The organism is Geobacter sulfurreducens PCA, from assembly GCF_000007985.2.
Lineage (GTDB): Bacteria > Desulfobacterota > Desulfuromonadia > Geobacterales > Geobacteraceae > Geobacter > Geobacter sulfurreducens.
In genome coordinates this window covers 3,634,894-3,649,577 of sequence record NC_002939.5, presented here as the reverse complement: position 1 = coordinate 3,649,577, position 14,684 = coordinate 3,634,894, and the positions used below count along the sequence as shown (strand labels likewise).

The window sequence follows — 14,684 nt, the reverse complement described above, 5'->3', positions numbered from 1 at the left end:
CTACAGCCACCCTTTCTTCTTGAAGATGTAGAGGGGCAATACCGCTGAGAGGACGATGAGGCTCAGGGCGAATGGATAGCCGAACACCCACTCCAGCTCGGGCATGTGCTTGTAGTTCATGCCGTAGATGCTGGCGATCATGGTGGGGGGCAGGAAGATGACCGACATGACGGTGAAGATCTTGATGACCTTGTTCTGCTCCACGCTCATGTGGTTCAGGAAGAGGTTCTGCAGGTAGTCGAGCCGCTCGAAGTTGAAGTTGGCGGAGATGATGAGGGAGTTCACGTCCTTCATCATCATGCTGAATTCTTTCTTTAGGGGCTCGCTGATCATGGTGCTCTTCAGGAGCGACGAGAGTACCCGGTGCTTGTCCGTGAGGTTTTCGCGGATGGTGATGTTGATGTCCTCGTAGTCGGTGATGTATTCGAGGAACGTGGTCGGATTGTCGAAGGACTGGGGCTCTTTCCGGCCGATGCTGGCAATGGACTTGGACAGGGCCTCAAGGATGTCGGCGTCCATGTCGACCCGCATGGCGAGAATCCCGTTGAGGATGTCGGCCCCGTCCCGGAAGGCGCGCGGATTGAGCCGGAGACGGCGGGAGAACTCGGTGAAGATGCGGTGGTCGCTGAACCGGATGGTGACGATGAAGTGCCGCTTCAGGATGAACGAAACGGTTTCGTTATGGTATTTGTCATCCTGCTTCACGAGGAAGTAGGTGTTGATGTCGATGCCGGTTTCGTCCTCCCAGTAGCGGGAGCTGAACTCGATCTCCTCCGACTCCTGCCGCGTCGGCAGTTCCAGCTTGAGGCAACGCTCAACCGTGGCCAGCTCCTCGGTCGTGGGGGACATGAGGTCGAGCCAGACGAGGGTATCGGTGTCCAGTTCCGCCAGTTCATCGGACTCCACTGCCACCGGTCTGAAGGTGTCTTCCGCGCGAAGGTATGCCTTGATCATAGTGCACCGCTTTCTGCCAGAAATTCAGGATGTTGCCACGTTACAACGATTGTAGATGCAAGGATGGCAGGGGTCAAGCGGCCACTGCCCTCTCCGGTCAGACCCCTGCGATTTCCCGGCCGGCCGCCAGTAGTTCCCCAACGGTCCCGGGCGTGCCGGCCTCGCTGTAGAGGCGCAGCACCGGTTCGGTCCCTGACGGGCGGATCAGGAGCCAGGAGCCATCTTCGAACATGAACTTGAAGCCGTCGCGGAAATTGGTGCCGGCCACCGGCCGTCCCGCAATGGCGTCGATCCGCTCCTCCCGCAGCCGGGTAATGAGGGCTGCCTTGGGGGCATCCTCGATGGGGAGATCGAGCCGCTGGTAGTGGAAGACGCCGATTTCGTCCATGGTTTCGTCCAGCAACCGGCGAAGCCCCTTGCCGCTCATGGCCATGGCTTCCAGAAGCAGGAGCCCCATGAGGACCCCGTCCCGCTCGGGGATGTGTCCCTTTACCCCGAGCCCTCCCGACTCCTCGCCACCCATGAGGATGTCGTGCTCGAGCATCAGCTCGCAGATATGCTTGAAGCCGATGGGGGTTTCGTGGAGGGGAAGCCCGTACTTCTGCGCCAGCAGATCGATCATCCGTGTGGTGGAGACCGTCTTGACCACCCCGCCGGTGAGGCCCTTGCGCTCCACCAGGTGCCGAAGGATCACGGTGAAGATCCGGTGGGAGGAGAAAAACTCGCCGTTTTCGTCCACGGCGCCGATCCGGTCCGCGTCGCCGTCGAGGGCCAGTCCCACCCGGCAGACGCCGTCCCGCACGAGCGTCGCCAGCTCCTGCAGGTGCTCTTCGGTGGGCTCGGGGGGGACTCCCCTGAATCCGGGGTTCTCATCCCCGTGGATCTCCAGGGCGCCGGGCACGAGTTCCGGAATGACGCCGGCCCCGGCACCGTGCATCGGGTCCACCGCCAGGGGGATGGCGGCCTGGCGGATAAGATCCAGGTCCACGTAACGGGCGAGCTGACGGCAATAACCCTCACGCGGGTCGAAGATGGTTACGGTACCATCGGCCAGCGCCGCCGCCAGGGGACGTTCCTCGATGCCTCGGCCGGCAGCGGTGTTGGCGGCGGTGATCTCCTCCAGAATCCTGGTGGTGGCGGGGCGGGCCGAGCCGCCGAAGGATTCCTTGACCTTGAACCCGTTATAGGCGGGAGGATTGTGGCTGGCGGTGATCATGACGCCGGCGCCCGCCTTCATCTCGTGGACGGCCCAGGAAATGGCCGGAGTGGGAGCCGGACCGTCGGTCAGCCAGACCCGGATGCCGTTGCCTGCGGCAATCTCGGCCACGCGGTCGGCGAAGTCCCGGGAGAGGAAGCGGCGATCATACCCCACGACGAGCCCGCGCGCAGCGAGCCCTTCCCGCTTCAGGTAATCCATGGTGGCCTGGGCCACCCGGGAGAGATTGTCGAAGGTAAACTCCCGGGCGATGATCCCCCGCCAGCCGTCGGTGCCGAATGTTATCTGCACGGAATCAAATCCTCCTGCAATGTCGGTATGGTTGCGGCCATCGGGCCGGTAACCCGACATTTTCCGCACATCCCCCCGTCAAGTCAACCATTTGTTTGTTCCCCCGACCGCCGAAATGGAGTATGGTTGGGACCACTTCATCAACGGAGCACTGAGCCATGATTGGTCGTATCTTCACCCCCTTCACGGTCGGGGGATTCATCATTGTGCCGGAGGACGCGCCCCTGCCTCTGGGGGAGCACATCCCCCTCATCATGGGGAAAAAAGGGGCCTTCGGCTCCGGTGAACATGAAACCACCGCCTCGTGCCTGGAAGAACTGGAGCGGATACCCGGCCTGACCGGCATGCGCGGGCTCGATCTGGGGAGCGGCACCGGCATCCTCGCCATCGCGGCGGTGCGGCTCGGCGCGGCCTCGGTGGTGGCGGTGGACATCGATCCCAAGGCAGCTGCCTCCTGCGCCGCCAACGTACGGCTGAACGGCGTGGCCGACCGGGTCTTTACGGTCTGCGGTGAGCTGGCCTCTGTGGGGCGGGGACTCTACGACCTGCTTATGGCAAATATTTACGCCGATATCCACTTGGCCCTGGCCGGAGAGATGGTGGCGCGCGTCCGCCCCGGCGGCTGGCTGCTCCTCTCCGGGATTCCGCTCCAGGACAAGTTCGACGTGCAGCGGCGGTTTGCCAACCTGGGATGCATCCAGACCGACCTGCGGATCATGGAGGATTACGTCACCCTGGTCATGCGGAAGGCTTGACCTTTCCCGGGGAAGTGCCTATATAATAATTCGTTTGCAGCACACCGTCTTTAGGTTTCCCGGAGGTTGTACATGTTCAAGAGACTGATCATCGCCCTGCTCATGAGCGGGCTGTTCGGCGCACTGCTCCTGGCCGGCAACGCCGATGCCGCCGACAAGGCGGCCAAGGCCGCCAATCCCGTGGTGGTTATGGAGACGAGCCTCGGCAAGATCGCCGTGGAGCTCTACCCGGACAAGGCGCCGGCCACGGTGAAGAACGTTCTCGACTACGTCAAGAGCGGCTTCTACGATGGCACCATCTTCCACCGGGTCATCCCCGGCTTCATGATCCAGGGAGGCGGCTTCACCACCGACCGGAAACAGAAGGAGACCAGGGCTCCGATCAAGAACGAGGCGGACAACGGCCTCAAGAACGACCGGGGTACCATTGCCATGGCCCGCACCGCCAGCCCCGACAGCGCCACGGCCCAGTTCTTCATCAACTTGGTGAACAACGAAAACCTGAACCGTCCCCGCCCCGACGGCTACGGCTACGCGGTGTTCGGCAAGGTGATCGAGGGGATGGATGTGGTTGACAAGATTGCCGCCTCCCCCACCCAGCGTCTCAACATGCTCTTCGCCAACATACCGGTGACGCCGGTGGTCATCACCTCCGTCAAGATCCGGTAACCCGGCACTACGACTCGCATACCACCAGGCGCCCTGACGGGCGCCTTTTTTTGTGATATACCTCCAGGTGCGGCCCTGCCGCCAGATCACCGGGCGAGGTATGTCATGAAACCACACCGTATTGCCGTTCTGTTCGCGGTCCTTTCCCTTGCCGTTCCGTGCGCCGCCGCTCCCGTCGTTTCCACCGAAGCCGACCAGCGCGGAGTTTCTCTCACCATCTACAACCAGAACCTGGGCCTTGTGAAGGATCGGCGCGAGATCAGGCTCCCCAAGGGGAGTGGCGAACTCCGCTTCATGGACGTGGCGGCCCAGGTGATTCCCTCCAGTGTTTCCATGGCTGCGCCCGAGGGCGACGGAATCCGGGTCCTGGAGCAGAACTACGAGTATGATCTCCTGTCCCCCCAGAAGCTCATGGACAAGTATGTGGGGCGCGAGGTGAAACTCTACCAGAAGAATCCCACCACCGAGCGGGAAGAAGTGGTTGCGGCCACGCTGCTCTCCACCACGGGGGGGCCGGTCTTCCGGATCGGCGACGAGATTACCTTCGGGCATCCGGGGCGAATCATCTTTCCCGGCGTTCCCGACGATCTCATTGCCCGGCCGACCCTGGTCTGGCTCCTGGAGAGCGGTCGGGAGGCGGCGCGGCAGGTGGAGGCCACCTACCTGACCAACGGCATCAGCTGGCGGGCCGATTACGTGGTGACCCTGGCCGAGAAGGACGACCGGGCCGATCTGGCCGGGTGGGTAACCATCGACAACCGCAGCGGCGCCACCTACCGGGATGCCGCCTTGAAACTCGTGGCCGGCGACATCAACCGGGTGCGGGAGGACGAGGGGCGTGCCAAGATGATGCGGGCCGAGGCCATGGCCGCCGCACCCGCCTTCCGGGAGGAGAGTTTCTTTGAATACCATCTCTACACCCTCCAGTGCCCTTCCACCATCAAGGACAACCAGACCAAGCAGATCAGTCTCGTCACGGCTGCGGAGATTCCGGTCCGCAAGGAATTCCTCCTGCGGGGAGAAAGCTACTTCTTCCACGGCCCTGCCGGCGAGCCCCGGAAGGAAAAGGTGGCGGTCTACACCGAGTTCGGCAACCGGCGGGAAAGCGGGCTCGGTATGCCGCTCCCCCGGGGGGTGGCGCGGGTCTACAAGCGTGATGGGGACGGGAGCCTTCAGTTCGTGGGCGAGGACAGCATCGATCATACCCCGGAAAAGGAGACGGTGCGGGTGAAGCTGGGCGACGCCTTTGACGTGGTGGCCGAGCGGCGTCAGACCGAATGGCGCAAGACGGCGTCCGACACCTATGAGGCCGCCTTTGAGATTGCTCTGCGCAACCACAAGGCCGAGAATATAACCGTTCGGGTGGTGGAACCGGTGCCGGGGGACTGGCGAATTCTCACCTCGTCGCTCAAGCCGACCGGCGGGGATGCCCGGGCCGCCGAGTTCCTGGTGCCGGTACCGAAGGATGGGGAGGCAAAGCTTACCTACCGGGTGAGGATGCGGTACTGATCCGGTTGAGCTTGGGAATAAACGGGAACGGGGCGTCGGAATTCAGCATTCCGGCGCCCCGTTTGTACTGGTGCCCTGTTTCAGCATGCCGTTCTGTTTCGAGCAGGCAGTCCCGGGAGCGGGCCACTCGAAAGACTAGCGGCACTGGACCGGGTCGAATTCCGCGTCATAGACCCCGGCGCATTTCATGATGCCGCTGTTGACGATCCTCCCACCCGCCAGGCGGGTGTTTGCGACGCGGGTGGTGGTGGCGGTGTCGTTGAAGATGGAAAAGAGGGTGGCGGTGATGATCGACCCCTCCACGGTGGCGCTCCCGGAGGACGTGGTGTACACGCCGTTGCCGGCAGAGATGGTGGCGTTCCTGATCACGGGGGAGGAATGGATGTTGAAGATCCCGAAGCCTGCGTCACCGCCGTGGGCCGTTACGGTCACCGAGTCGAGGAGCGGCTCTGCCATCAGGTTGTAGATGCCGAAGGTCCCTTTTCCTCCCTGTACGGTGACGCTTACGTTTCTGATCCGGGGTGCGCTGCTGCCGTTGAAAATACCGACGATATTCCCCTCCGCACCGGCCGCCTCGATGGAAAGGCCGCGCAGTTCGGCCCGGGAGGCGCAGGCCACCACGCCGGCGTCGGCGGCGCTTCCCCTGAGCCGGGTGGCGAGTTCGCCGGAGCCCTCCACGTCCACATACTCTTTCATGACCATGGTGGCGATCCCCAGGTCGTAGACTCCCGGCATGATCTTCACCAGATAGGGCTTCTCAGCGGACGCATCGGTAATGGCATTGAGCGCGTCGATGGGGCTGACATAGTCGCCGCCCGTGGGGGCCACCACGATCAGGGTGGCCGGTTTTTTCGGCAGGAATTCGTGGGTGTGGTCGCCGGCGGCAACGGTACCCGGGCCGGTTCCCACCGGAAGCCGCGCGGCATCGATGGTTCCCTGGACGATGTCCGTTGCGTCATGGCCGTGCGGCCCGATTTTCCAGCCGGCGATGGGGCCGCGTATCTTGCCGTCGGTCACGGCGCCGTCGGCGATTTTCGGAGTGGTGACGGCGCCGAAGCCGAGCTTGGCGTCGGTGACGGCGCCGTCCACGATCTTACTGTTGGTGATGGAGTTGGGAGCGATTGCGCTATAGGTGACCGAGCCCTCGGCGAGACCGCCTGCCGCAGGGCCGCCGTCTGCGTGGGCGGCTGAGGAGGCCGCCAGGAGGGCAAGCGCGACGACGGTTCGAGTCAATGGTCTGGACATGGACGACTCCTCGGTACAGCCGATGCATTTTATCCGCAAAAATGAGAGGTTTCATACTAACACATCGGCGTAGCGATGCAAGAGGAAGTCTCGTTAGCGGCGTTCCCGTCGGAGCGCCAGGAGCATGCCGTTACCGGCTGTGAAGAGGAGGGCGCCGGCCAGGGCCCAGCCGGCCCCTGGCTCCCGGTGGATTTCCATGACAGCCACGGGGAAGGGGTGCTCCTCCGCGTGCTTGAGATAGACGCCGAATCCTCCGTGGAAGAACGGATGGTTGGGGCTCACCGTTCCTTCCTCGACCCGGCTGCCGGTCACGGCGCGCACCTGGGCGCGATAGTCGGCCGGCATCCCCATGGGACCCGTGGCAACCGAAATGGGCCCCACATGGAGGGTGCTCCCGTCCGGAAACCCGATGGAGGAGCCCTGGTAGACCTGCATGGCCTCCTTGGCGCCCCCCGTGGCGCTCAGCAGGTGAGCCAGGACGATGAGCAGGAAGCCCAGGTGCATGAGTTGCGGAGCCACCAGCGCTGGCAGGGTGCTTTTGCCGAACCTCAGCCGGATTGCCTCTATGCTGCAGAGGATGGTGTTGATGGTGAGAAGCGTCAGGAGCGCCAGGGTCCCCCAGAGCCACCAGGAGGCGGCGAGGGGGGCACGGGTGAGCCAGACGTAGAGGGGCATTGCGTTCAGGGCTGCTGCCTCTTCACCGCCGAAGGAGCCGACGGCCAGGAGCGCCATGACTCCTCCCATGAGCCAGAGGCCCAGGCAGAGGGATGCAAGGGATTGATAGATTCTGGTCAGCATGCGTGGTGCAGTCCCCTTTAAAAGCTGTGCGAACTTTTCATGAGCATGCTCACCCCCAGGTAGGTGAAGAGCATGACCCCGAAGCCGAGGATGCCGGTCCAGGCCAGGAGCCGGTCTCCGCCGGCTCCTCTCAGGCGCAGATGGAGCCAGAAGGTATAGAATATCCAGAGGATGGAGGTCCAGAGCTCCTTGGGCGTCCAGAGCCAGTAGGTCCCCCAGGCATAGTATCCCCAGATGCCGCCGGCAACCATGGAGCCGGAAAAAAAGGTGTATCCCACGAGGGCCGCCCGGTACTGGAGATCCAGGAGCCGCCGCTCTCCGCCGGCCAGGAAGAGGACGCCCATGATGGCCCCGATGGTGAAGAGCGCATAGGCGAAGAAGGCAAGCGCCACGTGCAGCTCGAACCAGAGGGTGTTGAGTATCGGCGGCAGCGGCATGGCGAGGGCGGGAAATGCCAGGGAGAACAGCGCGAAAACCGCGGCGGTTCCCCCCGTTGCCCAAGGGAAGGCGGAAGAGTTCCGCAGCGAGGGCGAAAAGAGGAACGGCAGCGTCATGAGCCCGATGGAGGCGGAAAAGAAGGCAATGGTGTCGTGGGGGCCCACCAGGGGCAACCGGCCCAGGGAGATGCCGCGGAGGGCCAGATAGGCGAGCCCCGCGCCGAGACCCAGTGCAAAGAGGGGGCGTCGGAACGAACCGAAGAGATAGAGTGCCGCCGAGGCAACAAGGAGCCATTTCATGGCCAACGGCTATAGCACATCCCTCGGGAGAAGGGAAGGGGCGCCGTGGATAAGGGCTTGTGTCGCGGCTCCATCCGGGATAGTCTCGCGGGAGGGAACGCACTGATGCTCTTCAGGATGCGCATGCCATGACGAAACGTTGGCGGATATTTGCCGTATTTGCGGTTATGTATCTGGTCGCCTATTTCTACCGGGTATCCATGGCGGTCATTGCCCGTGACCTGGCAGCCGATCTCGTCTTGGACGCCTCCCGGATCGGGATGCTCTCGGGGGCGCTCTTCTACGCCTTCGCCCTGGCCCAGATACCGCTCGGCCCGCTGCTGGACCGTTTCGGCGGCCGCATCGTGGTGAGCCTGGCCGGGCTCGTTACGGTGGCGGGCTCCATCACCTTTGCTCTGGCTCCGGGCTACGGCGCCCTGCTCGCAGGGCGCATCCTCATCGGCATGGGCACTGCCTGCGTCCTGATGGGGGCGCTCAAGGTGTTCACTAACTGGTTCACCTCCCGGGAGTATGCCACCATCTCGGGCCTGATTATTGCCGTGGGGAATGTTGGAAATCTTTGTGCCACGGCCCCTCTGGCCCTGGCGGTATCGCTTGGAGGGTGGCGCTCTCCCTTCCTGGTGGTGGGCGCTCTCCAGCTGGGGCTTACCCTGCTCCTCTTCCGGGTCGTGCGGGATCGGCCGATCGCCGACGGGATAGCAGAGGAGGAGCCCCTCCTGGCCGCGACCCACCGGCCGGTGGGAGCCCTGGCGGGGTGGGGTCTCGTTTTCTCTCGTCCCTCCTTCTGGCTCCTGGCCCTCCTTTCGTTTTTCTGGTACGCCGGCTACATGGCTCTCCAGGGCCTCTGGGGCGGGCCATGGCTCATGGAGGTGATGGGCCTTTCGCGCCAGGGCGCCGGTAACCTGCTTTTGCTTACCTCGGTCGGGTTCATGACCGGCTGCCTCTTCATCGGCCAAGTGACCGACCGGCTGCTCAAGTCCCGTAAATGGACCCTTGTGGCGGGGCAGAGCCTTCTGCTGTTTCTGCTTCTGGTTCTGACCCTCGGCCCGGCGGAGCAGGTGCCCCGCTGGCTTCTGGCCGCCTTCTTCTTCGCAGCGGGGCTGGCGGTTTCATCGGGCGTGGCCATCTATCCCATGATCCGGGAGATGTTTCCCAGCACTCTGTCGGCAACGGCTACCACTGCACTCAATTTTTTCGTCCTGACCGGCGCGGCCGTGGTACAGCAAGTGATGGGGTTCATCATCGGGCGTTTCCCGCGCGGGCCGATGGGCTATCCGGCCGAGGCCTATCACGCAGCCTTTCTGGTACCGGTGACGGGGCTGGCTGTGGCCGTAACCCTGTTCCTCTTCGCCCGCGACACCTCGCCCCGGTGAAAGGGGTGGTCATAGCGGGGAGCATCTGCTATAAATCGAACGGACGATACCGACCGAACCGTGACATGAATTCATCAGGGAGGAGATCGATGAGCCGGGTCAGACAGTGGTTTTTCGTGGCGCTGGTGGCACTGGTGGCTGCCGGGTGTGCCCACAACCCCTTCAATATTCCCCGTGAGGACTACGAGCAGCGGGTCAAAGTTCTCGGCGTGGCGCCCATCTTTATGGACGCCGATTCGGATATCCGTCATCCGGAGCGGGATACGCTGGTGACGTTGGTGCGGGAATACAACCGGGTCAACGAGAAGGAACTCGTCAACATGCTCCGGGAGTCCGGTGCCTACTTCATGGTGCGCCCCATCGAGGCCGCCGCTCCTGACGAGCTGTTCCGCACGCTTCTCTTCCGGTCCGAGCGCCGCGACGATGCCGGGGTGGTCTATAACAAACACTTCTATAAGCCCGAGGAAATCAGGACCCTGGTGACCCAGAACAGTGTCGATGCCGTGCTTCTGGTGGTGGTGAGCGGCCTCACCATGCGAGACCGCACCTTTGCCAGCAACCTGGTGAAGTATCTGGATACCGATTACAACGTTCTCACCATGACCGCCCAGGTACTGGACGCCAACGGCACGGCCCTCTGGGAGTACCCCAATTTCCGGGTCGGCAGCCCGTCTACGCCGGTGCTGGCGGAACTTCAATATCCCGACTTCGACCAGGCAGCGGCCAACATGGATGAGCGGGTCGAGGTCAAGTTCAAGACCATTCCGGGAATTACCCGCTATCTGGGGAAGAAGGAAAAGGATATCCTTTTCCGTGAGCGCAAGGCCACTGCTCCCTACTACCACCTCTTTGACGACATGGTGGGGCTGCTCAAGCCACCCATGGACCTGTTCAACAGGAAGGACAAGAAGGATGCCTCGCCCGCGGCAGCTGCTCCGCCGTCCGTACAGGCGGTCCGGCCGGTTGAGCGGCCCGTATCGCAGCCTGCGGCTGCGCCGGCTCAGGTGGCATCTCCTCAGCCCGTATCGGACCCGGAGCCGGTGGTGGCGGTCCCGGAACCCGCACCGATCCGGGAAGTGCCCCTGGATGGAAGCGGCGCGCGCTAGCGCTCCGTCCGGATACACCGCAAAAGGCCCGCGCCAGTAATGGCGCGGGCCTTTTGCATTTCAGTTGCCCCGGCAGGAACATGGTTTACAATAAGGGCACGATCACACCATCTCCCGGCGGGAGAAACGGAGTTCCCATGCGACATATTCCCTTCAGTCCACGGCCGGTCTACGTGGCCGCATCCTGGATGGCGCCGGTGGGGCGCTACGACGGCAGACACCGCGCCCGGCTTTCGTTCCTGGAGATGGCAGAGCTGGCCGGGGCGGTTTTCGAAGGATGCCCCGTGCGACCCCGCGACATCGAGGCCGTGGTGGTCGGCTCCCAGAGCCCGGTCGCCTTTTCCGGGGTCGACAATACCGCGGCCAAGATCGCAGGCGTGGTCGGCGTTTCCGGCGCCAAATCGGTGCTGATCGACACCGCATCCTCGTCGGGAGCCTCGGCCTTTGAGAACGCCTGCCTCCAGATCGCCTCGGGCCGCTGCGACCATGTGCTCGCCATCGGCATCCAGAAGATGAGCGATGCCCCCACCGCCGAGGCAACCCGCATCGTGGCCGGAGTCATCGACCGGGACGAAGCCGAGTTCGGGCTGACCATGCCGGCCTGCGGAGCTCTGGTGGCCCGCGCCCTGATGGAGCGGTACGGGCTCTCGTTTGAGGAGTGGACCGCCTTTTCGGCTCTGCTGACCCAGCGGGCCCACCGCTATGCGGCCCTGAATCCCGACGCTCACCTGAGCGCGGAGATCCCCTTGGAGGAGTACTACCGCCAGATCGTCACCGGCAAGAACTATCCCTACTGGTGGCCCCTGCGCTACCACGACTTCTGCCCCATGTCAGACGGGGTGGCCGCCGTGGTCCTCACCAGCGATCCCCAGGATGTGATGGTGTCCGGGGTGGGAAGCGCCACCGATATTCCCACCATTGCCGACCGCAACTACTTTCATTCCTTTCCCGCCACCGTTTCCGCCGCGGCGGAGGCGTACGGCATGGCCGGGATCAGGGACATCCGGCAGTTCGCCGGCAAGATCCACGTGAACATGCATGACCCCTTCAACGGCTTCGGCCCCATCAATCTGGTGGACCTGGGCTTCGTCCCCCGTGGCCGCCTCCTGGATGCCCTGTTGGATGACGGCTATACCGGCGAGAACGGCCCCTTTCCCACCAACCTCACCGGCGGGCTCAAGGGGAGGGGACACCCCCTTGGCGCCACCGGCATGATCCAGGTGGTGGAGAATCACCGCATGATCAGGGAGGGGCGTTTCACGGCCGGTCTTTCCCACTCCATCGGCGGCCCCATCAACAACAACATCGTCATTCTGCTGGAACGGAGCAACCACTATAGGCACCGGCCCCACGAACCGTTCAAGCCCTGGGGGCTCCCCTCCTTGGGGCACCTCAAGCCCCGGCAGGTGACGGTCGAAAACCTCCTGGCCGCCACCGGGTCGGTCGAGGGAACCTTTGTCAGCGGTACCGTGCGCTACCACTTCAAGACGGGTGAGCCCGAACTGATCATCCTGATCGTTGCCTGCCGGGCGGCCGATGGGCGCCAGTATCGCTTTCTGTTCGGCATTGGCGGCGAAAATCACGAGAACTTCATCGCCCTCACGCCGGGGGATCGGGTCAGGCTGGAGCGGAGCGAGGGGCATATCCTCGTCAACCGGATGCCGGTCAGGAAGTTCTACCAGCGGACCATGGACGGCCTGGTTGACCTGGCATCCAGCGGGTGGAAGGTCATCCGGGGGAAGTGACAGGGGTAGGCACCCCGTTTCCGCCTTGACCGCAGTCGTTCATTAGGGTATCAGGGAGGAAGATGTGGGTGTCATGAAATTGTCCGTTTGCCATGCCGGAGGTGACCATGTCCGACAAAACCGCTGTCCTGCTCCTCCAGATGGGAGGTCCCGATTCCCTCGACGCCGTGGAGCCGTTCCTGCTGAACCTTTTCTCCGACCGGGACATCATCCGGATCGGTCCCGCCTTTCTCCAGCCGTTCATCGCTCGGCTCATCGCCAAGCGCCGCTCGCCGGGGGTGGAGCGCAAATACGAGGAGATCGGCGGCAAATCACCCATCCGCGAGCTGACCGAGAGCCAGGCCCGGGCACTGGAGGATGTGCTGGGGGACGGGTATCGCTGCTTCGTGGCCATGCGCTACTGGAAACCCTCAACCATGGAGGCGCTGGCGGCCATCAGGAGGGAGGGGATTTCGCGGGTGATTGCGCTTTCCCTCTACCCCCACTACTCCCGTGCCACCACCGGCTCGAGCGTGAATGAACTGAAGCGGGTGCTGTCTCAATCGGGTGTGCAGTTCCAGATGATGTACGTGGACCGTTTTTTCGACCACCCCCTTTACATTGATGCCCTGGCAGAGAAAATCCGGGAAGGGCTCGACGATTTCCACCCCCTGGCCGAGGTGCAGGTCCTGTTTTCGGCCCATTCGCTCCCTCAATCCTTCATCGACGAGGGTGACCCCTACCTGGACCATATCCGGGAGACGGTACGTCTCGTCATGGAGCGGTTCGAGGGGGTCACCCACCATCTGGCCTTCCAGTCCCGGGCAGGGCCGGTCAAGTGGCTGGAACCCTCAACCGACGAGATGCTGGAGCACCTGGCGGCCCACCAGGTGAAAAACCTGCTCATCGTTCCGCTTTCCTTTGTCTCGGACCATATCGAAACCCTGCACGAGATTGACATCGAGTATGCCCAGGAGGCGCATAAGCTGGGCTATTCCCGGTTCCGGCGGAGCCCTTCCCTCAACACGTCGCCCACTTTTATCTCCTGCCTGGCGGATCTGGTGCGGCGGGTGGAGGGCTGAGGGGGGGACGGAGCCAGCCGCCGGCGCAGGCGCAAAGCTCAGTGGGGAGTGTAGGGCTGCTGGCTCTTGGAAACAAGGAAGTAGACCACCCCGAGGACCAGCAGGGTTCCCGCCAGGAAGACCTGGGTGGTGAGGGGGTCGTGGCGGAGCGTGGAGATGAGGATCTCCCGGATCAGCGCCACGATGATGACCCCGATGAAGAAGAGGATGTTGAACCGTCCCCCCTTGAGGATCTTGATCTCGTTTTCGATCAGCTCGATCATCATCCAGAGAATGAGGAGCGACCCGAGCGCCGAGAGGATGCCCTTTTCCACGCTTCCCTGGAAGATGTGGCCGATGTCCCATATGAAGAGCCCCACCACCGAAACCGACACCCCGGCAAGGGCGAGGACCAGGATCAGGTTGAGCCCATAGGTGAAGCGTTCGGTCGCCGTGATGAGCTTCGACTCCAGCCGGTGAGAAACGAAGAACTTGCGCATCTCCTCCTCGCGGTATGAGGCGGACATGATGTCGAGATTGATGTCGAGGATTTTTTCCACAGCCTCCCGGCGCTGGCGGCGTTCTTCCGGGTCGGGGAAGTTGTCCTGGATGATGGAGAGGGTGAACTGCCTCACCACGTTCATGGCCACGTTCACGTAATGGGCGTTGAGCCCGACCCGCACGTGGGCATGACCGATCTTCTGGAGGTTGTGGATGTAGCGGTTGTCGTACGAGCCGGCAAAGAGGCTCACGAACCAGTCCTGGTGGGTCTGCTTGAGCTTCTGCAGGACCAGGTCCTCCTTGAGAAACTCGGCGGTTTCAGGAATGCCGAGCAGGTAGTCGTAGAACTGGTCCGCCAGACGTTCCTTATTGGTCTCGGCCAAGGGAAAGAGCGAGCCGAGCAACTCGGCATCCTCGTCGGTGAAGCGATAATGAGCCTTTATTTCCTGCATGGTCAGCATGAATGACCCTCCTTCGTGTCGAATCTGTCCAAGTATAGGCAATCACAGGTTGATTGCAATTATGTAAACTGCTGTGATACACAGGGAATGATGATGGACGGGGAGAAGAAAATCTGTGCGGTCTGCGGCAAGGTGTTCACGCCGAAGGAGCTTCGCTCCCTCTTCGAGGAGGCAGGGGAGTGGCTTGCGGCCGAGCTCTGGAACGATGCCGGCTCCCTCTGCCCCCTCTGCCTGGAGAACCGGGCCAAACTTGCCATGATGTACGTTATCGACAGGTGAACACA

General features: G+C 63.0%; 14 protein-coding genes. 8 read left to right on the top strand and 6 right to left on the bottom strand.

The features are described 5' to 3' along the window. The gene (gene corA / locus GS_RS16650) at positions 1-954 is read right to left on the bottom strand and encodes a magnesium/cobalt transporter CorA (RefSeq protein WP_010943935.1); all 954 of its coding nucleotides are present in this window, start codon (positions 952-954) and stop codon (positions 1-3) included. A 97-nt stretch (positions 955-1,051) separates the two neighbouring features. Next, positions 1,052-2,461 (bottom strand): phosphoglucomutase/phosphomannomutase family protein, encoded by a 1,410-nt coding sequence (locus GS_RS16645; RefSeq protein ID WP_010943934.1) that lies wholly within the window; start codon positions 2,459-2,461, stop codon positions 1,052-1,054. A gap of 158 nt (positions 2,462-2,619) precedes the next feature. On the opposite strand from GS_RS16645, the gene GS_RS16640 reads away from it, so the two are divergent. From GS_RS16640 to GS_RS16630, 3 genes are all read left to right on the top strand, one after another. Then, positions 2,620-3,216 carry a 50S ribosomal protein L11 methyltransferase gene (locus tag GS_RS16640; protein ID WP_010943933.1) on the top strand — a complete coding sequence of 199 codons (597 nt, stop codon included), beginning with the start codon at positions 2,620-2,622 and terminating at the stop codon, positions 3,214-3,216. Between the two features lie 72 nt (positions 3,217-3,288). Then, positions 3,289-3,885 (top strand): peptidylprolyl isomerase, encoded by a 597-nt coding sequence (locus GS_RS16635; protein ID WP_010943932.1) that lies wholly within the window; start codon positions 3,289-3,291, stop codon positions 3,883-3,885. A gap of 105 nt (positions 3,886-3,990) precedes the next feature. Further along, positions 3,991-5,394, top strand: coding sequence for a DUF4139 domain-containing protein (locus GS_RS16630; RefSeq protein WP_010943931.1), 1,404 nt, complete (start codon positions 3,991-3,993; stop codon positions 5,392-5,394). A gap of 135 nt (positions 5,395-5,529) precedes the next feature. On the opposite strand, the gene GS_RS16625 is transcribed toward GS_RS16630, so the two are convergent. The 3 genes from GS_RS16625 to GS_RS16615 form a co-directional block, all read right to left on the bottom strand. Continuing rightward, complete coding sequence (locus GS_RS16625; RefSeq protein WP_010943930.1) at positions 5,530-6,639, bottom strand: hypothetical protein; 1,110 nt, start codon at positions 6,637-6,639, stop codon at positions 5,530-5,532. 93 nt (positions 6,640-6,732) lie between these two features. After that, a complete protein-coding gene (locus GS_RS16620; protein WP_010943929.1) occupies positions 6,733-7,437 on the bottom strand; it encodes a cytochrome c biogenesis protein ResB in 705 nt (234 codons plus the stop codon). Between the two features lie 17 nt (positions 7,438-7,454). Beyond that, positions 7,455-8,174 carry a cytochrome c biogenesis protein gene (locus GS_RS16615; RefSeq protein ID WP_010943928.1) on the bottom strand — a complete coding sequence of 240 codons (720 nt, stop codon included), beginning with the start codon at positions 8,172-8,174 and terminating at the stop codon, positions 7,455-7,457. Between the two features lie 128 nt (positions 8,175-8,302). On the opposite strand from GS_RS16615, the gene GS_RS16610 reads away from it, so the two are divergent. From GS_RS16610 to hemH, 4 genes are all read left to right on the top strand, one after another. After that, the gene (locus GS_RS16610) at positions 8,303-9,547 is read left to right on the top strand and encodes an MFS transporter (protein WP_010943927.1); all 1,245 of its coding nucleotides are present in this window, start codon (positions 8,303-8,305) and stop codon (positions 9,545-9,547) included. Positions 9,548-9,636: 89 nt separating this feature from the next. Continuing rightward, on the top strand, positions 9,637-10,653 hold the full coding sequence (locus GS_RS16605; RefSeq protein ID WP_010943926.1) for a lipoprotein: 1,017 nt from the start codon (positions 9,637-9,639) through the stop codon (positions 10,651-10,653). 137 nt (positions 10,654-10,790) lie between these two features. Then, a complete protein-coding gene (locus GS_RS16600) occupies positions 10,791-12,398 on the top strand; it encodes a thiolase family protein (RefSeq protein WP_010943925.1) in 1,608 nt (535 codons plus the stop codon). 107 nt (positions 12,399-12,505) lie between these two features. Beyond that, positions 12,506-13,459, top strand: coding sequence for a ferrochelatase (gene hemH / locus GS_RS16595; protein ID WP_010943924.1), 954 nt, complete (start codon positions 12,506-12,508; stop codon positions 13,457-13,459). A 38-nt stretch (positions 13,460-13,497) separates the two neighbouring features. Here hemH and GS_RS16590 read toward each other — a convergent pair whose 3' ends face one another. Then, on the bottom strand, positions 13,498-14,400 hold the full coding sequence (locus GS_RS16590) for a protoglobin domain-containing protein (protein ID WP_010943923.1): 903 nt from the start codon (positions 14,398-14,400) through the stop codon (positions 13,498-13,500). Positions 14,401-14,493: 93 nt separating this feature from the next. Between GS_RS16590 and GS_RS16585 the strand changes: the two genes are divergently transcribed. Then, complete coding sequence (locus tag GS_RS16585) at positions 14,494-14,679, top strand: hypothetical protein (RefSeq protein WP_010943922.1); 186 nt, start codon at positions 14,494-14,496, stop codon at positions 14,677-14,679. Positions 14,680-14,684: the final 5 nt, after the last annotated feature.

Excerpts from the sequence above, each read along its gene's own strand:
- corA (WP_010943935.1), bottom strand. The coding sequence starts at position 954 with ATGATCAAGGCATACCTTCGCGCGGAAGACACCTTCAGACCGGTGGCA.
- GS_RS16640 (WP_010943933.1), top strand. The coding sequence starts at position 2,620 with ATGATTGGTCGTATCTTCACCCCCTTCACGGTCGGGGGATTCATCATT.
- GS_RS16635 (WP_010943932.1), top strand. The coding sequence starts at position 3,289 with ATGTTCAAGAGACTGATCATCGCCCTGCTCATGAGCGGGCTGTTCGGC.
- GS_RS16630 (WP_010943931.1), top strand. The coding sequence starts at position 3,991 with ATGAAACCACACCGTATTGCCGTTCTGTTCGCGGTCCTTTCCCTTGCC.
- GS_RS16625 (WP_010943930.1), bottom strand. The coding sequence starts at position 6,639 with ATGTCCAGACCATTGACTCGAACCGTCGTCGCGCTTGCCCTCCTGGCG.
- GS_RS16620 (WP_010943929.1), bottom strand. The coding sequence starts at position 7,437 with ATGCTGACCAGAATCTATCAATCCCTTGCATCCCTCTGCCTGGGCCTC.
- GS_RS16615 (WP_010943928.1), bottom strand. The coding sequence starts at position 8,174 with ATGAAATGGCTCCTTGTTGCCTCGGCGGCACTCTATCTCTTCGGTTCG.
- GS_RS16610 (WP_010943927.1), top strand. The coding sequence starts at position 8,303 with ATGACGAAACGTTGGCGGATATTTGCCGTATTTGCGGTTATGTATCTG.
- GS_RS16605 (WP_010943926.1), top strand. The coding sequence starts at position 9,637 with ATGAGCCGGGTCAGACAGTGGTTTTTCGTGGCGCTGGTGGCACTGGTG.
- GS_RS16600 (WP_010943925.1), top strand. The coding sequence starts at position 10,791 with ATGCGACATATTCCCTTCAGTCCACGGCCGGTCTACGTGGCCGCATCC.
- hemH (WP_010943924.1), top strand. The coding sequence starts at position 12,506 with ATGTCCGACAAAACCGCTGTCCTGCTCCTCCAGATGGGAGGTCCCGAT.
- GS_RS16590 (WP_010943923.1), bottom strand. The coding sequence starts at position 14,400 with ATGCTGACCATGCAGGAAATAAAGGCTCATTATCGCTTCACCGACGAG.
- GS_RS16585 (WP_010943922.1), top strand. The coding sequence starts at position 14,494 with ATGGACGGGGAGAAGAAAATCTGTGCGGTCTGCGGCAAGGTGTTCACG.